Here is a 19666-nt window from a genome sequence, read left to right as displayed (position 1 = left end):
TAGGACGCTCAATTAGCTTATGGCTTGCCTGGCGGTTTCTCCTGCTCCGGATCTCTTTGGGAGATCGTTGGCTTCATTCGCCAGCGCGTGCTGGCGTACCCTGAAGTGAGGTCAAATTCTTGTTTGAAGGCCACGTTACATCAATCCCTGACGCGTTGCATTGGGCCAAGACCCGATGGGATATTCTATGACTCATCGCGGTTGGTTGGTGGGAGGCACGATCTGCACTGCGTTGACCTTGATGGGTTACCTCAGCCTGCCGGGTCGGGTGAACGGACAGCCAATGATGCTTCCAGTCGATTTAACGCCACTGGTGGTAGAGACCAGTTCCGGGGAACGCTCGTTTTTTGTCGAAATCGCCGACACTTCCAAAGAACGTCAGGCCGGACTGATGTACCGCCAGTCCATGGACGACAATCACGGGATGCTTTTCGTCTTCAATCGATCAGGCGAGGTGAGTTTCTGGATGAAGAACACGCCGATGGCCCTGGATCTGGTGTTCGTAGGCCAGGATCACAGGATCAGGTCTATAAAGCAAGGTGAGCCGGAATCGGTATCGCTTATATCGCCTGGGCAGCCGGTGAGCTTTGTGCTCGAGTTGAAGGCCGGTACCGCCGCCAGGGACGGTCTTGAAAACGGCGACGTCCTACGTCATCCGGCGATTTTTGGGCCTGACAGCTCAACGTACTAAACCGGTCTCACCCACTGCCCTCTTGGTCAACCATTTCTCCCGGCAGGTTGGAAGATTGGTGAAGCGGGCTGGCGCCAACGGCCAACCCGACCGGAGAGCCCAATGGTCACCCGCTAACCAATGGCGCGCTCGCGTGTTACCTCTGCAGAGCTCGGTGTGAAGAAGGCGATTTGCCCGCGCCGACTATTTCAGAAATGTATAGTCGGCTGAATAGGCGGCCGCGCGAAGCTCGCCCGCTTTCGGACATTCGCCTTTCAGAACGCCGCCACTTGTGTTCAACCGCAGCACGAACTTCGCACTCTGGAGAATGCCACTTCCGCGGTGATTGACAACGTCGAGCTTCAGCAACGCCACGTCATTCGAAGTGGCTCCCGGTGCCGTGGCCGACTGCTTCGCTTGGACAGCCTCACCATCGGACAATTCCCAAGTGGGACCAGCATAGTGACGCCCCACGGTTTCGCCGCCGCGGACGAGAGTGGCGACAGGCTCGCGAAAGGTCCAGCTTGTCGCACCATTTGCATCAGCTTTGCATTCGTAGATCTGGGCTCCTGTGGCTTGAACCACCAGAATAGTCTCGTGATTGGCGACACCAAAGGCCGCAGGTACCGATGCAGGGCCAGTTTGAGGTGAGGCAGGCATCGCGAAAAAACAGTTGAGCAGCAGGCTGACAGGAACAATCATCCGGCAGGTCAGCTTGTACTTTGACATTCGTATTGATCTCCGGACGATATGGCGCGCCCAACCGACATAGCATCGCCAGCGTCCAAAGACGATAGGTCTGTCGGTGTCGCCGGTACGGTCAGGCTGGGAACTGTTCCCGCTTTGATATCTCACAAGGTCGAGCAGGTTCACGGTCGTCTCCATTCCAAACCGGCCGATCAACAGCCGCCTCGGGCCTTGGCGCCTGCGAACCTTCATGACCACCAATTGCCGTGACAAACTGGAAGGCTCGCCACTGTCGAGTGATGTTCAAGGCGACACCGGCACAATGTTATCATGGGAGCGGCTGTCGTTGCTGATCGCGCGATTTTCGCCACCCGCCCTAGTTATCATGGTTTTCTCGCGCGAATGAACTTTCCTCGATGTTGCTGACCGTTGAATGACAAAAGAACCGAAAAAACGCGGTCACCGCCAGTTGATGAAAGATTACGCCGCCATATGAATCAACCAATGTCAGCATCATCGTCGGGTCGGGCGAACGGCGAGCGTGCGCAAATGGTGACCGGTTACCGCTCGGCCTGGCGTTATTGGCTAGGATGTGGTGTAGCGACGACAATTCTATGACTGCCAATCGAACCGCCGCTATGGGTAGCCTCGGTCAATGACGGGGCGCGACGCGAGGGGGCGCATTGCCGCTGCTCTGCCATCATCGACCGAGGCGTCTCACGATCGAGTTGCAAAAACTGAATCGAATGAGCAGCCTCGATCATAAAAACGCGTCCGTCTAATCCGCATAAGATTATCCTTACGTCGTTTGCTTGCCAAAAATATTCAACGCGTCGGTGAACGTGTCAACGCAAACGGCGTTTCATTTGTAATGATGATAATGATGACGTGGCAACCAATGCATCCGACCTTGGAGAGAGAATACCTGAACGGCACGGTTCTACGGCAGGGCACCAAGAGCCAGCACTGGTTTACTGATGGGGGCAGGACGTGATCGCGTGATCGCGGCTGCGATGCAGATGACCAAAAGGAAAGTGTATGCATGTGGGCCGCACAGGTCGTGACACGCCTTAAGGAGTCGAACTTGGCGGGATAGTTCTCGACCATGTATCGCCAGCGAGAGGGTGCTTCACGGGCGCTCCAGTCTTTGCCGATTCGGCTCGACGGGATGCCAACTGGCTCGCGGGCACTTACACGACGAGTCCCACGACCAATTCCGCCGGTACCATGGCAAGGAGGCCAAGCCTTCCCGTTTCTGACCGAATTAGGGAGGTCTTCCAGAGAGGCGGCGCCCTCGAATTCATACACAGAGGATCGGTTCTCGGCTCAAAGGCCTGCGCAGAAGCGCCGCCGGTGGGTGAACCAGGGATGTGATGAGTCAATCGCCCACCTTCGGCTTATTGGGCTTGGGTGCTCGACCGGCATCGGTTCGGGCCAGCTCGTCCGCCGCACGACGAATCGGTTGGCGCTTACCGATAGAAGTCAGTCGAAAAGCGATCCCATCAGCCGTACCGGTCGTTTTCGAACACATTGGTTGGAGCGGGGGCGTTTATTACCAATGAAACGCGGGATCGACACATTGTTACCAGTGAAATCAGATGCAAGTTGTCTAACGCGGCGAACAAGGGCACCGTGATCACACAAACGAAGGAGTTCTCTCAAATGAATGCTATTTTGAAGATTAGCCCAGCTATCAAGGTTCAGTCACTCGCCCGCAAGTCCCGACTTGTCACGGACATTCTTACAATGCCGAATCCAGAATCCCGGGCAGACACAATCCTCGCAACGACAGCCTTTTTCGAGGATCTGGATCAGAGCGATAGGTCGCGACTCATTGATGAGGCGATCGATCTGTTTGGCGAAGATGGTCCCCATGACACCTTTCGCCGGTTGTGCGCTGCTGACTCCATTGTGCAGTCGCTTCGTTATCTTGAACCGAAGCAAGTATCAAAAATCAACGAGATCACCGATTGTCGTCTGGACTTGTGTCAGCTGCTCTCGGAATGTCTGGCGGTCTCGTGGTTGAATCCCTCCAGCGTCGTTGGCAATTGCTGAGAGATCCGAGGTGCTGCAATGCGAGGTTCTCGTCTTACGGGCGGGTTTCAGAGTTCCGTTGCGACCCGGAGTGGAGCGCAGTGCTACCACCGCCAAGTGTCGTTTACGGGTTCAGGCATCGCTGTCTTCTTCAAATGTGCGATCTTGAGTTAGTTGCCGGCGTTAGAGGTGTTGAGCGGAAATATCTGAGATAAATTCTAAAATCTTCGTATACGAAGATATATATATAGATTAATTCATATTAAAGTAAATTGGATTTTACCTGAAGGTTTCATGAAATGTTTCTAAAAAGAATTAGCTTGATTTTGATCGCGCCTTTCGTTCTTGGATTGTCCCCCGCTTTGTCTGCCGATCTGATCTCAAGCCCTCTTTCAGGTCCGAATCTGTCTTGGACAGGTGGTTATGTTGGCGCCGCGGGCGGCTATGGTTGGGGCAATGCGCACCATCGGCTCGACGACCTGGACGTGACGATATCCAACCGTGTCAATGGCTCTCTGTTTGGCTTCTACGGCGGGTACAATTATCAGTTTGACAACAATGTCGTGCTTGGCATTGAGACTGATTTCACTTGGAGTGGACAGGAAGGAGGGCCGGACGGATTTGTTCTATGCACCTGTAGTCCACCGAACTACGTCTCAGCCGACCTCGAGTGGAATGCTAGCCTTCGCGGACGGCTCGGATTAGCCGTCGACCGCTTCCTACCTTATCTGTCGGGCGGCATGGCAATAGGAAGGATTCGCGGCCTCTATGACTACGTCAATGTGGACGGGGAAATAAACGAAACGGCAACTGGATGGACGCTGGGTGCGGGCATCGAGTATGCTGCGGCCGCAAACGTGACCCTCCGCTTCGAATATCGCTTTTCGGATTTCGGCAGTGTGGCGAGACAGCCCTTCCTCCCGGCATTTGCGAACGAGCAAACACTTCGTCTTACCTCGCGGGACCTGCGTGTGGGTATCGCCTATCGGTTCTAGTGGATTGATCGGGACTGACGAGTCCGATTAGGGGATTGCCTTTGCCGAGAAGCTTCATGACGTGGTCGGGCTCTACGTCTCGCCGCCCGATCATGCCATCGTGCTGTCGGTCGACGAAAAGAGCCAAATCCAGGCGCTTGATCGCACTCAGCCGGGGTTGCCAGTAAAGCGTGGTCGTGGGGCGACCATGACGCACGACTACAAGCGAAACGGCATCACTCCCCCGTTTCGGCGCGCTCAACATCCTTGACGGCTCGGTGATCGGCCCCAACATGCAGCGCCACCGGCATCGGGCGTTCATCCGGTTCATCAATGCAGTCGAGGCCGAAATGCCAGCCGACAAGGCCGTCCACGTCATTCTCGTCAACTATGCCACCCAACAGCTGCCCAAGGAGCGCGCCTGGCTGGTCCGCCATCCGCGCTGGGCCTTCCCCTTCGTCCCAACTTCGTGCCCATGGCACAACGCCATCGAGGGCTTCTTCGCAAAGCTCAGCCGAAGGCGCCTGAAAAATGGCGTCTTCCAGTCCGTCGTCGACCTGCAGGCCGCCATCAACCCCTTCATCAAGGAGCACAATCAGGAACCACGACCTTTCGCTTGGAGGGCTGACCCGCGCGACATCATTGCAGCCGTCCGGCGTGGCCATCAAACGTTACGATCAATTCCTCGGAAGTCGCCATGTTTCAATTAGACGATACGACGAACCACGATAACCGCTCCGTCATTACGAATGTAATACGAAATAGTTTGCTTCACGAAATATTTGGAAGCACCGTTGAGATATTGCAAACGATATCTCGGCTTGGAGTTGGTTCATGAATGACGATGAAGAGCGGGCTGAGAAATCAGTGACCGAGCCTAAGCGCGGTCTTTTCGACTTGCCCCCTGAAGTGATGGCGCGGGTCGTCAAACATTTTGCTACGCTCGATCTCAATGAAACAGCTCGCAATTTCAACAGTTTCCGTCGAGTCAATCAAACTGCGAATACATTCATAAAAGAGACGCCCGCAACGGAGCGCTTTGTCGGTCGGGTCAAGCGGTTGGGCGAATTGGAGAAAGTTATATATGACGCAGCAATCCCCAAAGGCGCGCTGCATGAAGAAAGTGCGGAGGAACCAGGCGGCACGCATGGCCATGTTGCCATAGGGGCGGCAGTTCAGGGATCTCGTCCGCCGGCGGAAAGGGCGGAACTTGTCGCCAAGGTCTCCGATCTCTCGGATCGTTTCGGGGTTCGAGCGGAAGCATCAGTTCCGCTGATAGCTTCGGAACATACAGATCCTCAGGATAGGAACAATCTGATAGAGGACGCTATTCGATCATACAACAGGAACAGGAAAGGCTACAGCTGGGCGTCCAACGACGAGTTAAGGGAGTCCGCGCTCTACGCCCTCAAGGAAGCCCACGAGAGAAACCATCTGACGGAACAGCAAATAGCCAAATTGGCCCCCGGCACTCTCGATAGACAGAAACCGAACGTTTTTGGCATTGGTAGTCGTCCCAACTTCATTGGAGGACAAGAATTTAAAGAGCGGCTTTCGGGAGAACTTAACGCTGCTCACGAGGGCGTGAAAATCGATCGAAAGATCGATAAGCTCAGCAATGAGTTCCTGTCGCTATCTAACAATTTACCGGACTTACAAGATCACAGCATCGATGCTGATAACAATCGATCCAGAGAGTTCGAAAAGCTTGAAATTGTCGCAAAGCATGCGTCAGAAAGCTACGCAGAGGCGCTTGATCTATACATGAAAGATGATCCGCAGAGGCCTTCAGGCGATGCCGGCGCCCGAGCTATTTATGACGAACGCAGCCGGCACGGGCAAGGCCGCGGAGAATAAGGTCTTTCACGCGTTGCTCCTGCCGCGCCGGATCAGCTCGGCCCGGGTGGGAACTCTTACTGGCGTGCACTTCGAACTGGCTCGTATGCCCCTGCGGGACTATGTCGAAGATGGGAGATGAGGCGTCCCAAAACCGCCCGAAGGGCTGACTTCAAACCAATCCGTGGTCTGTTGCGCCGCATCAGCAGAGGGAATCACACCCGGACTTGTCTGTTTCGATCAATCCACTCGGTCCGGGTCTATAAAAATGATGGCATCGCTTGCAGTTCGGCCGCAACGCAATCGAACGCTTGTTCTATGGTCTTCAGGACTTCCGAAGGATCTCCACGACGCAGGAGCAGTTTCGCCGCATTGAGTCTTATCTGCCGACCGACACCCACGGTAAGGGGCGGGTAGATGATCGGCGTGTGATCAGCGGCATCGTTCATGTGGTGAAGTCTGGCGGGCGCTGGATCGACGCACCGCTGGAATGCGGGCCGCGCAAGACCCTCTACAACCGGTATGTCCGCTGGGCGGCCAAGGGAGTGTGGTGTGATCTCTTTCACGCGCTGACCAGTGCCGGAGTCCGGGGCGCAATCGTCAATTCGCGAATCCCTAGTTGATCAAAGATGGCAGGCACCAACGATCTTAGCCTTTGACGGTGACTAACCGATGAAGCGGTGCGCTGCTCTTTGCCACAGTACCGGCAGCGTCATCATCCAGCGTCACGACTGCCCCGCGATCCGCAAAAACCCGAAGGATGGCGGCGACAACGATCCAGATGGCACTAGCCGCAACGCTGAGCGGGGCTTTCACGAGGAGAAGCGCTCCAACGACACCCACCAGAGCACGAGCGACCCGCAGGCGCGGCTCTACAAGAAGGGCGACGGTCAGCCGGCGAAGCTCTGCTACATGGGCATGCATTGATGGAGAACCGTCACGGCCTGGCCGTCGACGGCAGCATCACCCAGGCCACGGGCACAGCCGAGCGCAAGGCCGCGCTCACCATGATGGATCGCATCCGGCACGCCTTGACGATATTAGGATGGACCGGCGTCACGACGAAACCGGCCTAGACCAAAACATCGACGAGCAGCCCGCTCGGCCGTTCAATGGCGATCGCCATCTCGCCGGGCTAGCCAGGCCGACGCAGGCGCGCGACGAGATCGGCAAGCCCGTCGTGGTCATGGGCCACGACAAAGTGGTCGAGAACCTTGCCGGTCGCCTCGACAATACAAACGGCATGGCTCGAGCCGCCTCAATCGAGCCCAACGAAAATGGGCATGGATGCACCTCGCAAAGCTGCCGTATGGTGCCCGGTGCCGGGAGCCCTCACAGGTTGCTCATCAATCGGCGTTCTGGACGCATCTTAGCCGACATGTCCATGCGCATCTTCCTGTAGCCCGTCTGCGGCTTCCGGCCACCACAACACAGCAGGTCTCATGCGGGCCTCGATGGGCAAGCGACACAGGCCGTCGTCACGGTGGCGCGGGACCACGCCCAACCAGCTCTTAGACCGATTCAGCGCAGCGCGGAGGTTGCCTGATGAGCATCGCAGGCCGCTGGCGGATTGTAGAAATGCCCGATTATGTCGAGGACTATATCGACATAATGGAGCCCGCCCACATCGAGTTCGCGGCAGATGGCCCCGGCGATTTCGCCTTCAGCTGCGTCACCGGGCAGATTCGGTGCGGGCGACGGCAGTCACGTCGCCTTCTCCTGGCAAGGCAATGACGAAATGGACGAAGCTCAAATCAGTTAGCATCAGCTAACGTGATAAACTTGGACGATGTGACCCGCGAAACTGCTGACGGCCGCATTGTGCGATCTGAAGGCTGACCGGGCGCCAGGTGGTGATTACAGGTCCTCATGGGAAACAGTACCGAGAGAAGGATTTCGACGTGCGCGACCGGCGCCATCTTAGCCGTCGTCATCGGGCAGCTTGTCGAACGGCTTGGATACCCTGGACCCAATCGGTCGGTTCCGGCGCAGAGCCGTCCGGGAAACCCGGCGGTCCCGTTGCGCCCCCCTTCCTCCTTTGCGCAACGGCTTTTTCTTAAGCGCGTCATCGATCCAAGTCCCCAATTTTTTGGCCGATGCAATCGCTTCTGCAGGGATGGTCAGCCCGTGCGCCGACTCGATCTTGCGAGCGAAGGCCAATGCCTTATCGCTCGGTCCGTGCGTACGTTCGAGGCTGCTGCCCGGCTTCCCGCCGTCATTTTCGCAGATCACATGGCAGCCCTCACGATAGCCAGAGCAACCCCAGAAGGAACGTCCATTCGCTGTGATCATCTTCAAGCTGCGCCCACAGGCCGGGCAGGAGTAGGCTGGCTTTCGTTCAGGAAGCCTCGCGAGTTCCTCGTCGAGCTTTCCGTCAAGGGAAGAGACAACTGCTAAGTAGTTAGCCTTACCTTCGGCGATCAGATCCAAGCGCTCTTCCAGCTCCTTCGTGAAGCTGTAGTCAATGAAGGAGAACTTGCCCCGCAGGTTTTCGACGACCGCATAACCGGAGGGCGTGGGGGCGAGATAGCGCTTCTCAACCGTCAAGTATCCTCTATCGCAGATATGCCGGATTATGGTGGCATATGTCGAAGGTCTCCCAATTCCCAGTTGTTCGAGCTTTCGGATGAGACTGGTCTCGGTGTAGCGCCGAGGAGGCTTTGTCGCATGGTTTAACACCGTGCCATCCGAGGCCTTGATTTCGGTCCCATGCTGCAATGTGGGAACTTGATTATTGTGTTCCTGCTGCGCCTCCTCCTCCTCATCATTGTCCTTGTCTGCGGCAATGACGGCTTTCCATCCCTGGAAAACCGGTCGTGTGCTTCTGGCGACGAACTCGAATTTGTCCCCTTCGGATTGCGACTCCATATTTAGCTCGAGTATGTGGTATTCGGCATCGGCGAGCTGAGAGGCGACGGCGCGCCGCCATATCAGTCGATAGAGAGCCTGCTGTTGGCCATTCTCCCCGGCTTCTTCGTGTTCAAAATGCGTAGGCCGAATCGCCTCATGTGCGGCTTGCGCTCCATCCGGGATGGGCCACCGGCGCATTTCTTCCGCGATTGGCCAGCCCGCGCTTTTGGACCGAGCTCTAATGGCTGCAATCGCAGCATCCGAGAGATTTGGACTGTCCGTCCGGTGATAGCTGATATGTCCGTGCTCAAAAAGCTTTTGTGCCAGACTCTGGGTCAGGGTAGGGGAATATCCGAGTGATGCCCCTGCCGCCTGCAAAAGCGCTGAAGTGGTAAACGGCGGCGGTGGGGGTTGATGCAAGGACTTCTCTGAGCAGCCTACGACGACGAAATGCCGACACGCCGCCGCTCGTTCTGCCAACGCCCTGTCAACCATATGTTGGTCTTCCTGGCCGACATATGGTTCGGTTTTCCATTCTGCGGTCCATTCGCCGTTCTCGAACTCAACCGCCGCCGAAAAATGAGCGGCTTCCTTGAAGGCGTCGATCTCCAGTTGGCGCTCAACAACCAGTCTGACGGCCGGCGATTGGCAGCGGCCGGCCGAAAGGTTCAGCCCGGCGATTGATGAGAGCGAAGGTGACACCCGGTAGCCGATGAGCCGATCGAGGGCACGCCTTGCCTCCTGCGCGCCCACCAGCCGCAAATCTATCTGTCGCGGTGCACTTAGCGCCGCCCGAATTTCGCGTTCGGTTATTTCATGGAATGTTACGCGCCTGTGGCGATCGAGGCCCAAGTGGACCTTCAAATGTGCGGCGATAGCCTCGCCTTCCCGGTCGGGGTCGGTTGCGAGATAGATTTCACTGGCCCTACGGGCGAGCTCTCGCAGGGAGGCGACAACCTTTTGCCCCTGTGGGCTGAGGACATACGATAGGCGATAGCTGCCTGGTTCGACCGCCAATGAGTCGCTGGGCAAGTCGACAATGTGTCCCAAGCTGGCCCTGACTACCCAGTCGTAGCCGAGAATCGAGCTTATTTTATGGGCCTTGGTGGGGCTTTCGACGATCATCAATCGCATGAACGGCCAGCTCCTTGATGGGTTTGGACAATCATGCCTTGGGGGCGGGTAAATATAATCTCTAACTATATCATGGCGGCATAACAACTATGCATTGGTCGGTTCGAAGAAATTTTGCTGTTTTGTGTACGGGACATTTGTCAAGCTAGCGTCAGGGAACGAAGAACTGGATGATTTTCTAGCTTTCTATTCCAGGCATCAACGAATCGGCAGGCGAGTTTCAGAACCTGAGTGTTCCCATCTTCTCTTGTTACTCACCATTTCTTAGGAAAATAGTTTCGTGTGAGAGGAGTCAGCTCTCACACAAGAAAATTCAGCGACCTGTCGAGTAATATTCCTGAGTCGACCTCAGCTGACTTGTGTAAACCGGCTAAGACTGTTCACAAAACTTGCGTACATATCTTCGCTGCCAGCTTCCTTGGCGGCCTCGCGCTGCATCCTTTGCCGAACCACACGTGGATCTGCAAGTCGACGATGGTGCTCACGCATGGCCGCGTTCACTGCAAGGCGGAACACGTTCGGGCTGATTGGCTTGATGGCAAACCGATAGATCTTGCCGCTATTGATCAGCTTGATGATGGTGTCACTTTGAGGAGATGCGGTCATCACAACCACCGCGATAGCGGGATCGATCCGTGCTACTTCGGCCAAGAGGTCTGTGATGTCGATGCCGTCCACAATGGCATTGGATACGATCACGCCGATCTGTTCCTGACTAAGGATTCTCACCGCATCCTGGATTGTGGAGGCAGCGTGCACCCGGTAGTCATAGGTGAACATCTCCACGACTTCCTGTCTATCCGGATCGCTACCTTCGATCGCGAGCAATTGGGATGCTATGCTGAATTGGGGACTGTTGGTGTTCCCTTCCCAGACAGGAGCCATGTTTTGCCGAGTCGCGCGCGAGCTGCGTGCAGCGTCCACGGCTTCGGCGATTACGGCGCGCAACTCAGCCTGATTCCATGGCTTGTTGAGAAAGCGGTAGACCTCGCCCTCGTTGACCGCCCCAATGATTGCCACCAGGTCACTATAGCCTGTCAGCAGAAGGCGGACCGTTTCAGGCCAGCGCTCGCGGACCTGCGCCAGGAGTTGGATGCCCGTGGTTTCCGGCATCCGCTGATCGCTCGCGATGACATCGACCGGTATGGTTTCCAGAATTCCCAGCGCTTCCCTGGCGCTTAGCGCCGTGTGGACCTCATATTGCTCGCGGAACATTATCTTGAGCAATCGGACGATTCGCTCTTCGTCATCCACGAAAAGGAGTGTCGGTCTGTCATTCATCTCGGTCGATCCTCAGTTCCTCTATCGTGTTAATGATCGGCCATAGTGCTCCCGATATCTTCGGAGCTTCTATGCAAATTCTGATGACTTATGTGACTTAGTTTTTGCATCGCTGATCCCAGGGACGACGCCGGCCTGCAGAAATTTCTCGTCCTGTCTCGGAAGGGTGAGGGTGAAAATGCTCCCTTTGCCGATCTTGGAATTTACCGTGATGGTTCCACCGTGGTTCTCAATGATACGGTAGCAGATGGACAAACCCATTCCGCTGCCTTCGCCAACAGGCTTCGTGGTAAAGAAGGGATCAAACAGCTTGCCAAGATGCTCCTCTGGGATGCCTGGCCCATTGTCGCAGACATCTATCTGCACTGTGTCGGAAGACGTAAGGCGGGTCCGCAGGGTCAACAGGCCGCGCCGATCCATAGTTGCCATGGCCTGAGCAGCATTCACAATCAGGTTGAGGAGGACTTGGCGGAGCTGCGAGGCCGATCCCATGATCGGCGGTACGGAATCGAATTCGCAATTAACATCGGCGACATACTTGATCTGCGGTCGCGCGATCAGTAGCGCGCTTTCGATCCCCTCCTCGACGGAGAAACTCTCGATATTGCCTTTGTCAAGGCGGCTGAAGTTCTTCATCGTGCGGACAAGCGTGGCCATCTCCTCAAGGCCGTGAAGGCCGTCGTCGAGCAGCATTTGCAACTCTTCACGCCTGGCCTCATCCTCTTCGTTCCCGCTCAGCGCCGTCATCTCGGAGCTTGCAAGAACACGCTCCTTAATCAGCTCGAACACCGCCTTCACGTAGGCGAGCGGCGTATTGATCTCGTGTGTTATGCCCGCAACCATCTGGCCGAGTGCGGATAGCTTTGCCGATTGCACCAATTGTTCTTCTGCATCTTCGTTCACTTGCAGCAACATGCGATTATCCTCGGCGAGTTTAGCAGAGCGGCGCCATTGCACGAAGGCAAAGGCGGCGAAGGCGAGCGCAAGCAGTGCGCCTAGAAGGAGTGCCAGATCCCACAGGGCTCTTTGTCTTTCGGCGTTGGCTTCTTCAAGGGATTGGAGCCCGGCCTGGATGCGATCCGCCGCAGCGCCGGTCGGAACCGAGGTTACTGCGAGCATAAGTTGGTTACCGCGCTGACGCTCCTTCGTTACCACCTCGATCTGCACCAGAAAGCGCTCTATGGCATCCGCGAGTTCCGGCGACAGCTTCTGGGCTGCCGCGCGGCTTGCCGATATGCGTTCTTGTACCGTATCTCGCAACAGCGCCGTCGGCGAGATCGTGAAGCTCATCATACCGGTGATAGTCTCGGTCATGAAATCCGCAGGACGTTTGTCCAGTCCCTCGATTGGCGCAAGAATTTCTGGGTGCCTGAAAGAATCCGAGATGGCTCTGGGCAAGACGGTCGCGGAATTGCGCAACATGGCGTAGCTCGCCTTGACTTGCTCCGACAGCCAGTCCTTTTGCTCGATCGCCTCCCGATAGCTCTTCACGTCGGGCCGCAGGGCCGCAAGCCCATCGAGCGCTGCAATGTGTTCAGTCTCGGCCAACTTCAACTTCAGGTCACGGGCGGCATTGGTCACCCCGTCATAGTTCGGAGCGATTCCAAGTTGAAGGGACAGGATTTCGGTGTCCCATTTCGCCTCCATATTCCGCAGCGTGGCAAAGTGATCGCGAAAATCAGGCAACGATTGATTTGGTTGCTGCATGATCCAAAGGAGCCAGCCGAGGCTCGCCGACAGAACAGCGATCAAAACGATGGATGCTATCCAAGCGCGTTTGGAAGTGACGACGTCGTTGATTGACAACCTGTTCAAGGTCTTGACCCTATCGTGGTTGGCTGATCTTGCCGATACTACAATTTTCCAACGGATACCCCTTGATACTCGCCTGTCAAGGAATCCAAGAAAGCTTCGAGTTTCGCGATATCTTCGTTGGATACGTCACGTCCCAACTGGGTTTTTGCCATTATGGCAATAGCCTCGGGCAATGTCTGGACGGAACCGTCGTGAAAATAAGGACCAGTGATTTGAACGTTACGCAGCACCGGGACCCGGAAGACCGGTTGGTCGTCTGAAATCCCTGAATTCTGTGCGGCTCCCGGTGTATGTGAGCCCTGCGCGGCGGCTTCCGGCTTCCCAAAGATACCGAAGACTTGCAGCATGTTACCGCCGACATTGACGCCTTGGTGACAGGACGCGCAACCGTAATCCTTGAAAAGCTGGTATCCTTCCTTGGCTTCGGAACTGATAGCGTCTTGATCGCCTCGCAAGTAGCGGTCGAAAGGCGCATTGGGCGTGGTGAGCGACTTCTCGTATTCGACAAGTGCGTCGATCACATTGTCACGCTGGATCCCATCTGGATAGATTTGATTAAATGTCGTGGTCAGCCCCGAATCTCGCTTCAGAATATCGAGGACATAGCCCCACTTGGAACCCATTGTGGTTGGGTTCTCGACCACACCGGCGGCCTGCTGCTCGAGTGTCAGAAGGTGGCCATCCCACCCCAGCTTCGAACTCAGTCCGACGTTGAACAGCGAAAGTGTATTGGTTGCGCCGGGGTGTCCGGGCTGACCGTGCGAGATAGGCGCGCCGTCGGTCAGGCCGCGATTGAAAAAATGGCAACTTGCGCACGATGTCCCATTGTCTCCCGAAAGACGGCTATCGGTGAACAGTTGACGGCCAAGCTGCACCTTGCGCTGGTCGAGGTTGAGTTCGATCGGCACTGGGGTGATTGGCTCCGCAACGGTTGCTTCGGCAGCCGCGGAAAAGGGTGCTGTTAGCAGTTGCCCAGAAAAAAAAGTGGCAACGGCACAGCCGAGGCTCGCGATGCTCGCCAGACTTGCTTTCCGCCACCCGGACGATGACTTCGATGGCAGAGCGTCCAGAGGCCGATCGCTTGGCACGTGGTGAACCGCTTTGCGTGGCAGGCGCAACTTAAATCTATCCTTGATCATGCGGAGTCGTTTCCCCTCTCCGTCAAGGTCGCCTGCAAGCCTGAGCGTCCCTGGACCTGAACATATCTTATGCACGATATGCTCGCCGACGGCATCATGCATAAACACCATACCTACATGCTTGCCACGATGATTGGCGGCCTCCACTGCGTTCGTATACTCGCGGCACGTCTACCAAGGCAGCAGAGAAATCACGGTTCCGAGAAACGCTCTAAATCTGGATCATGAAAGCTTCGCTTCTGCAATAGGGAGGTCGCCGGTTCGCTTGCCGCGCGGCCGTGCGCCTAAAGTTGGGGATACTTCATGCTTTCAAGGGTGCCAGAACGAAAGATGCTAAGTGTTCGCGGGCTTTTGTTGCTCGCCTGGTTCATCCTGATAGCGTCACTGTTCTGGGATCCCTATTCGGTCTCGCTGACCAATCCGAGCGCCATTTATAGCCCCTTTAGGATAACAACCGACGTCGTTCACGTCCAAAACGATGACCTTAGAGTTTCACCCTATTCAATGGGTGCCCGCATTTTCTGGACGATGATCGTCCCGATTGTTCCGTTCTATCTAATGGTCTTCGGCCATGAGGCTTGGCGGCGGGTCTGCCCGCTTTCCCTGGCGTCGCAGATTCCTGGCTTTCTCGGCCTTCGGCGGTCTCGTAAGAAACAGGATCGGAAACAGACCGGTATAGCTAAGCCCAACTTCGCGCTTATCGAGCGGCAGAGTTGGCTCGCCCGCAACAGCTGGTATGTGCAATTTGGCTTGCTGTTCGCCGGCATCAGCACGCGACTGCTGATCATCAACTCCGACAGACAGGCGTTGGGAATTGCGCTCCTCGTGGTGATAGGCGCAGCCATGCTCACCGGAGTTTTATGGGGCGGCAAGACATGGTGCAACTACTTTTGCCCCGCCAATGTTGTCCAAAAGATTTATACCGAACCCGGCGGGATCTTCGAAAGCTCGCCACATTTTTCGCGTCCCGCGCTCCCGCAGTCTATGTGCCGCAAACCTTCCGCGAAAGGGGATGTCAGCGCTTGCGTCGGCTGCGCCGCCGTCTGCGGAGATATTGATCTGCAAAGATCCTATTGGAGCGGAGTTCTCGATCCGCAGCGGCGCAATGTGTACTATATGTTTTTCGGTCTGATAATAGGATTCTATGGATATTATTATCTATACTCTGGAAATTGGGATTACTATTTCTCAGGTGTTTGGACGCATGAGGATGGTGTTCGTCAGAAATTGCTGGCGCCGGGATTCTTCATCTTAGGCCATACGATTGCAATTCCCAAGTTAATAGCTGCTCCGCTGACCCTTGCGTCAGCCTGCGCTATCGCACTTATGGTCGGTCGGGTCCTGGAGGCATTGTACCGCAAAGTCCTGCCTTCCGAAGAAGGCGTGTCAGAGGAAGTCATCGTTCATCAGTGCCTAAGCATCTCGGCCTGGCTATCGATCAACGCCTTCTACATCTTCGGTGGGCGTCCCAACATTCTCCTACTACCCACCCTTGGCGCGCGAGTGGTCGACATTGCAATCGTCGCGTTGACCACCATTTGGCTGCGCCGCGCCCTTATGCATTCGCCCTCTCGCTATCAACAAGAGAGCATGGCATCGAGTCTGATAGCCGAACTCAAGAAACTCAAGGTCGACGTGGCCAAGCTGCTTGATGGCAGGAGGCTTGAGAGTCTGAAGCCCAACGAGATCTATCTGATGTCGAAGGTCCTTCCAGGTTTCTCCCAGCATCAGAAGCTCGGCGCCTACCGCAAAATCCTGGACGAGGCCGTCACCAGGGGCAATACCGCCAGCACCGTCGCGGTTAAGCTCCTGGAAGATTTCCGCAACCAGATGAACATAACCGAGGAAGAGCACACCAAGTTGCTCGAGGAGTTGAGCCTTGCAAACACAGACAACGAAGGGGCGGTAACGGCGGAGGAGAAGGCCGCCTCCCTTAACTATTACCGAAGCATCCTTAGCAGCACCGTTGCAAGCCGGCTCGGCCCCGGTGTGTCGGTAATCGATGTCCTGCAAGATCCTGCCTTGCAGTCCACGATAGATGTCCTGCGGCAGAGCCTGCAGATCGCCGAACAAGACCACCAAGCAATAATTGAGGCTCTGTCCAAGGAATTTGGCGTCGCAGATACGAACGTCGATGACGATGTCGAAGCCCTGCGTCGACTGGATTCCATAAGGCCCTGCATGGAGGCGGTGAAAATCTCTGATCCTCTGGGTGGCACTTTGATGAGCCTGCTGCTCGACGCGCTTGATGCGCATCAGCAGGGGATCCAAATCAACGTTTTGTCCGCTATCTGTGATCTCGGACCCGGACACGAGGCGCGACGCCACGCCGAAGCTCTCGCCTCGTTGTCCGGTCATGACCTTAGTTTGACTTTGCGCCAAACCGTTTCGCCGGCCTCGACCCGCCGGTGGCGCGATACGCTTGAACCAGACATACTCGCAATTCTGTCGCGCGGAACCGCACCTGCAAGCCAACGCAGGTCCGAGCTGGAGCGGCGACCTAACGGCAAGATGATCCCGTCCGGCGAGGACGTCGAACGCAATCTGATTGAACTGGTCGCCCTCGACGATCCATTGATACGAGCGATCGGGCTGGTAATTTGCGGATACCTTAAGCCGGCATTAGCGCTAGAGGTTGCCGAGCGGATGCTTGTCGACCAGACTGCCTCTGGCCATTCACTGTTGTTGTCTACGGCTGAATACATGGTCGACGCAGCTGCCGTCTGGCATCCTGGGATGGATAACGGCGACATTGGCAGCGGCCTGCCCACAATTTTGCAACTGGCCATGCTGGCTAAGAACTACAAGTTGGCTCACCTGCCGCTGGATATTCTTGCTGATATCGCCTCTCGGTCGCGGGCAGAGCGCTATGCGCGCGGCGCCAAGCTCGAAGCCGTTCTTGGGGAAGAGCGATATTTTCTGATTCACGAGGGCCAGATAAAACTATTCGACCCGATCAAGGCCGATTTCCTGCCAAATCTTGCGTTCGAATCGGGAGATCTGATCGATTCCGATCTGATCAATCTTCGCTCATCGGCTTTCGGATCTGGGGATCTGATCGATTCCGATCTGGTCAATCTGCGCGCGCCAGCCTTTCTCAAAGTTGCCAGTGATTTCGCGATCGTACTGCACGTTCCGCCGGACCTGGCAAGCAGGTCCACGATGCAAGCTCATCAGCGTGCCACCATTTCGTTCGATGCAACGGCGGCCATAAGCAGCCGGATGTAATTGGAGACCCAGCCGTGACGATTGAATGTTTTCCAGCAAGAACCTTTTAAAGAGATTGCACAGATGACGATAATGGAACCAATCGTATCGCAGTCCGCCGCAGAAATAGCTCGCGTCGCATTTTCGATGTTCGTCTACGTGGCTGATATCGAGAAGAACGTCACTCCACAGGAAGTTCGGCGCTTTCAGGCTCTCCTCGATGAAACGGCGTGGGTCGAGAATGAAGATCTGCGCCGTGGCCTTATTGAGCTGCAAGAAAGATACTCTTCTTTCTGGGCAAATTATGAGGAGGGTGTATTCGCTGCGAATCCGGCCTCGATCGCCGAGGGACTAAATCGTGTGTGCGGCCAGTTGGGCGAAGAGCGTAGCAAGCTCATCCGGCGAGAGTTGTACCGCTTCCTCGAACAGCTGGATCGTGGTCCGTACGTGGCAAAGCTTGTTCAGAGCGACCAGCGGGCGCGGGCTCAGGCTCGCGAGGAGTTGCTGACCATCCTCAACGCACAGGACCAACAGCCGGTTGCGGCAGGCCGAAAACCTGATCTTGCGAACAGCACTGCTATGAGCACGGCTCCCAATTTGCCAATCTGGCCTGCCGCTCGCTATTCCCCAGGCGAAGCCAAAGTCTGGACTGCCGGCAAGACAAGGGTGCGATGCGTTTCGGTCGTGACGGAAACGCACGATACCAAGACCTATGTATTCGTGGCCGAGCCGCGCACGCTTTTTCACTTTAAACCTGGCCAGTTCATTACCATCGAGGTGCCGGTTGGAAGCAATGTCCTGCGGCGCAGCTATACAATCTCCTCGTCGCCATCGCGACCATATACGCTTTCGATCACAGTCAAGAAGGTGCCAATGGGATGGATGTCCAACTGGCTCTTCGACAATATGGTTGAAGGGTTCGAATGCACAATCAATGGTCCGGCGGGGAAGTTTACGTGTCTCGACCATCCTGCTGAGAAGCTATTGTTCCTTGCTGCCGGTAGTGGCATCACACCGTCCATGTCGATGTTGCGCTGGCTGGTGGATACCTCATCGAGAGCGGATGTCGTTTTCATCAACAATGTCCGCACGCCCGACGACGTTATTTTTCATCAGGAGTTGCTTCATCTGTCCACACGAATGGGCGAAAGGATGCGCCTGGCGATAGTGCCGGCGGCCGTCTCAAGAGGGGGGGCGTGGAATGGACCCGTTGGCAAATTCGACGAGGCGCTGCTGCGCATATTGGTTCCAGACTTGGTTGAACGCGAAACCTTCGTCTGTGGCCCTCCAGGCTATATGAGTGCGGCCAAGGCACTGCTGAAATCCATCGGCTTTCCTCTCGGTCGCTACCACGACGAGAGCTTCGGCGCAGCCGCGCCCGTGCCCATGGCGCCAGCCGTTGCGCCGCCAGCGGGCAGCCCCGCAACATCGACCGCATCGACGCCAACTGCGCCTACGCCACGGCCTTTACCGCAGGCATCTCGACCGGCGCCCACCACCGCCCAAACGGCGGCCGCATCGGCGTTGAAGCCGCCGGCCGGTCCCTCGTCAGGGGTTGGCAACAATGGCACCAAGCAGTCGCTAGCAGCTCCCCCAGACCTGAAACCGACCCCTGCCGCCACGCGACCGCCGCCCCAGGCCACCCGAGCTCCCGCGCCGTTACCGTCATCCGGCACCGCGCCTGCCGCGGGTGTGCCCAAAGGCGGGAAGGTCACCATCCAGGGGAGCGGCGCATCCTTCGTCGCGCAACCAGAACAAACGATATTAGAAGCGGCCGATGCGTCAGGTGTGGCACTGGAGCACTCCTGCCGCGCAGGAATTTGCGGAACCTGCAGGATGCGCAAGGTATCTGGGCAGGTGAAGACAGATGGACAATCTCTGCTGTCGGAAGCAGACATTGGAACCGGTTATGTCCTTACTTGCATGAGCCAGGCCATTGGCGACGTGATACTTTCGCAATGATCTCCGTTATGCAGACACCGAGTGCCCCCTCCAGCGGGTGCATCTGCATCGCTAGCGCTGGTTGCGTGCGCCCGACC

The 19666-nt window shown here is 56.3% G+C and carries 13 protein-coding genes and 3 pseudogenes; 11 read left to right on the top strand and 5 right to left on the bottom strand.

The genetic code is table 11. The features are described 5' to 3' along the window. Window positions 1-187: 187 nt before the first annotated feature. On the top strand, window positions 188-691 hold the full coding sequence (locus KVT37_RS23900; protein WP_217577469.1) for a DUF192 domain-containing protein: 504 nt from the start codon (window positions 188-190) through the stop codon (window positions 689-691). Window positions 692-874: 183 nt separating this feature from the next. On the opposite strand, the gene KVT37_RS23895 is transcribed toward KVT37_RS23900, so the two are convergent. Beyond that, window positions 875-1543 carry a DUF3455 domain-containing protein gene (locus KVT37_RS23895; protein WP_308642744.1) on the bottom strand — a complete coding sequence of 223 codons (669 nt, stop codon included), beginning with the start codon at window positions 1541-1543 and terminating at the stop codon, window positions 875-877. A gap of 1476 nt (window positions 1544-3019) precedes the next feature. Between KVT37_RS23895 and KVT37_RS23890 the strand changes: the two genes are divergently transcribed. The 8 genes and pseudogenes from KVT37_RS23890 to KVT37_RS23855 all read left to right on the top strand — a co-directional run bounded on the left by KVT37_RS23890 (window position 3020) and on the right by KVT37_RS23855 (window position 7935). After that, window positions 3020-3412, top strand: a complete 393-nt coding sequence (locus tag KVT37_RS23890) for a hypothetical protein (RefSeq protein WP_217577468.1) — start codon at window positions 3020-3022, stop codon at window positions 3410-3412. A 299-nt stretch (window positions 3413-3711) separates the two neighbouring features. After that, window positions 3712-4386, top strand: a complete 675-nt coding sequence (locus tag KVT37_RS23885) for an outer membrane protein (RefSeq protein WP_217577467.1) — start codon at window positions 3712-3714, stop codon at window positions 4384-4386. Between the two features lie 37 nt (window positions 4387-4423). Then, a pseudogene (locus KVT37_RS23880) lies at window positions 4424-5075 on the top strand (IS630 family transposase); the annotation flags it as partial. A 124-nt stretch (window positions 5076-5199) separates the two neighbouring features. Further along, the gene (locus KVT37_RS23875; protein ID WP_217577466.1) at window positions 5200-6222 is read left to right on the top strand and encodes a hypothetical protein; all 1023 of its coding nucleotides are present in this window, start codon (window positions 5200-5202) and stop codon (window positions 6220-6222) included. 320 nt (window positions 6223-6542) lie between these two features. Continuing rightward, a pseudogene (locus KVT37_RS23870) lies at window positions 6543-6764 on the top strand (transposase); the annotation flags it as partial. A 226-nt stretch (window positions 6765-6990) separates the two neighbouring features. Beyond that, window positions 6991-7217 (top strand): annotated as a pseudogene (locus KVT37_RS23865) (IS5/IS1182 family transposase); the annotation flags it as partial. Between the two features lie 29 nt (window positions 7218-7246). Continuing rightward, window positions 7247-7603, top strand: a complete 357-nt coding sequence (locus tag KVT37_RS23860) for a hypothetical protein (protein WP_217577465.1) — start codon at window positions 7247-7249, stop codon at window positions 7601-7603. Window positions 7604-7746: 143 nt separating this feature from the next. Then, a complete protein-coding gene (locus tag KVT37_RS23855; protein WP_254634217.1) occupies window positions 7747-7935 on the top strand; it encodes a hypothetical protein in 189 nt (62 codons plus the stop codon). Between the two features lie 186 nt (window positions 7936-8121). On the opposite strand, the gene topA is transcribed toward KVT37_RS23855, so the two are convergent. The 4 genes from topA to KVT37_RS23835 all read right to left on the bottom strand — a co-directional run bounded on the left by topA (window position 8122) and on the right by KVT37_RS23835 (window position 14420). Beyond that, entirely contained in the window at window positions 8122-10185 is a 2064-nt protein-coding gene (topA, locus tag KVT37_RS23850) for a type I DNA topoisomerase (RefSeq protein ID WP_217577464.1), read from the bottom strand. A gap of 348 nt (window positions 10186-10533) precedes the next feature. Beyond that, a complete protein-coding gene (locus tag KVT37_RS23845; protein ID WP_217577463.1) occupies window positions 10534-11466 on the bottom strand; it encodes a response regulator in 933 nt (310 codons plus the stop codon). 69 nt (window positions 11467-11535) lie between these two features. Beyond that, window positions 11536-13281, bottom strand: coding sequence for an ATP-binding protein (locus tag KVT37_RS23840; RefSeq protein ID WP_217577462.1), 1746 nt, complete (start codon window positions 13279-13281; stop codon window positions 11536-11538). 38 nt (window positions 13282-13319) lie between these two features. Next, window positions 13320-14420, bottom strand: a complete 1101-nt coding sequence (locus tag KVT37_RS23835; protein ID WP_217577461.1) for a cytochrome-c peroxidase — start codon at window positions 14418-14420, stop codon at window positions 13320-13322. A 303-nt stretch (window positions 14421-14723) separates the two neighbouring features. Between KVT37_RS23835 and KVT37_RS23830 the strand changes: the two genes are divergently transcribed. After that, window positions 14724-17648: a hypothetical protein gene (locus KVT37_RS23830; RefSeq protein WP_217577460.1), complete on the top strand. Its 2925-nt coding sequence runs from the start codon at window positions 14724-14726 to the stop codon at window positions 17646-17648. A 21-nt stretch (window positions 17649-17669) separates the two neighbouring features. Then, complete coding sequence (locus KVT37_RS23825) at window positions 17670-19589, top strand: hybrid-cluster NAD(P)-dependent oxidoreductase (protein ID WP_217577459.1); 1920 nt, start codon at window positions 17670-17672, stop codon at window positions 19587-19589. Window positions 19590-19666: the final 77 nt, after the last annotated feature.

Origin of the sequence: Mesorhizobium sp. GbtcB19 (assembly GCF_019091085.1) — a bacterium.
In the GTDB taxonomy this organism is placed as follows: Bacteria; Pseudomonadota; Alphaproteobacteria; order Rhizobiales; family Rhizobiaceae; genus Mesorhizobium.
The sequence above is the reverse complement of the archived record's forward strand: the minus strand, read 5'-3'. Positions and strand labels throughout refer to the sequence as shown.

Coding starts and splice junctions, on each gene's coding strand:
- KVT37_RS23900 (WP_217577469.1), top strand. CDS start 188: ATGACTCATCGCGGTTGGTTGGTGGGAGGCACGATCTGCACTGCGTTG.
- KVT37_RS23890 (WP_217577468.1), top strand. CDS start 3,020: ATGAATGCTATTTTGAAGATTAGCCCAGCTATCAAGGTTCAGTCACTC.
- KVT37_RS23875 (WP_217577466.1), top strand. CDS start 5,200: ATGAATGACGATGAAGAGCGGGCTGAGAAATCAGTGACCGAGCCTAAG.
- KVT37_RS23860 (WP_217577465.1), top strand. CDS start 7,247: ATGGACCGGCGTCACGACGAAACCGGCCTAGACCAAAACATCGACGAG.
- KVT37_RS23855 (WP_254634217.1), top strand. CDS start 7,747: ATGAGCATCGCAGGCCGCTGGCGGATTGTAGAAATGCCCGATTATGTC.
- topA (WP_217577464.1), bottom strand. CDS start 10,185: ATGCGATTGATGATCGTCGAAAGCCCCACCAAGGCCCATAAAATAAGC.
- KVT37_RS23845 (WP_217577463.1), bottom strand. CDS start 11,466: ATGAATGACAGACCGACACTCCTTTTCGTGGATGACGAAGAGCGAATC.
- KVT37_RS23835 (WP_217577461.1), bottom strand. CDS start 14,420: ATGATCAAGGATAGATTTAAGTTGCGCCTGCCACGCAAAGCGGTTCAC.
- KVT37_RS23830 (WP_217577460.1), top strand. CDS start 14,724: ATGCTTTCAAGGGTGCCAGAACGAAAGATGCTAAGTGTTCGCGGGCTT.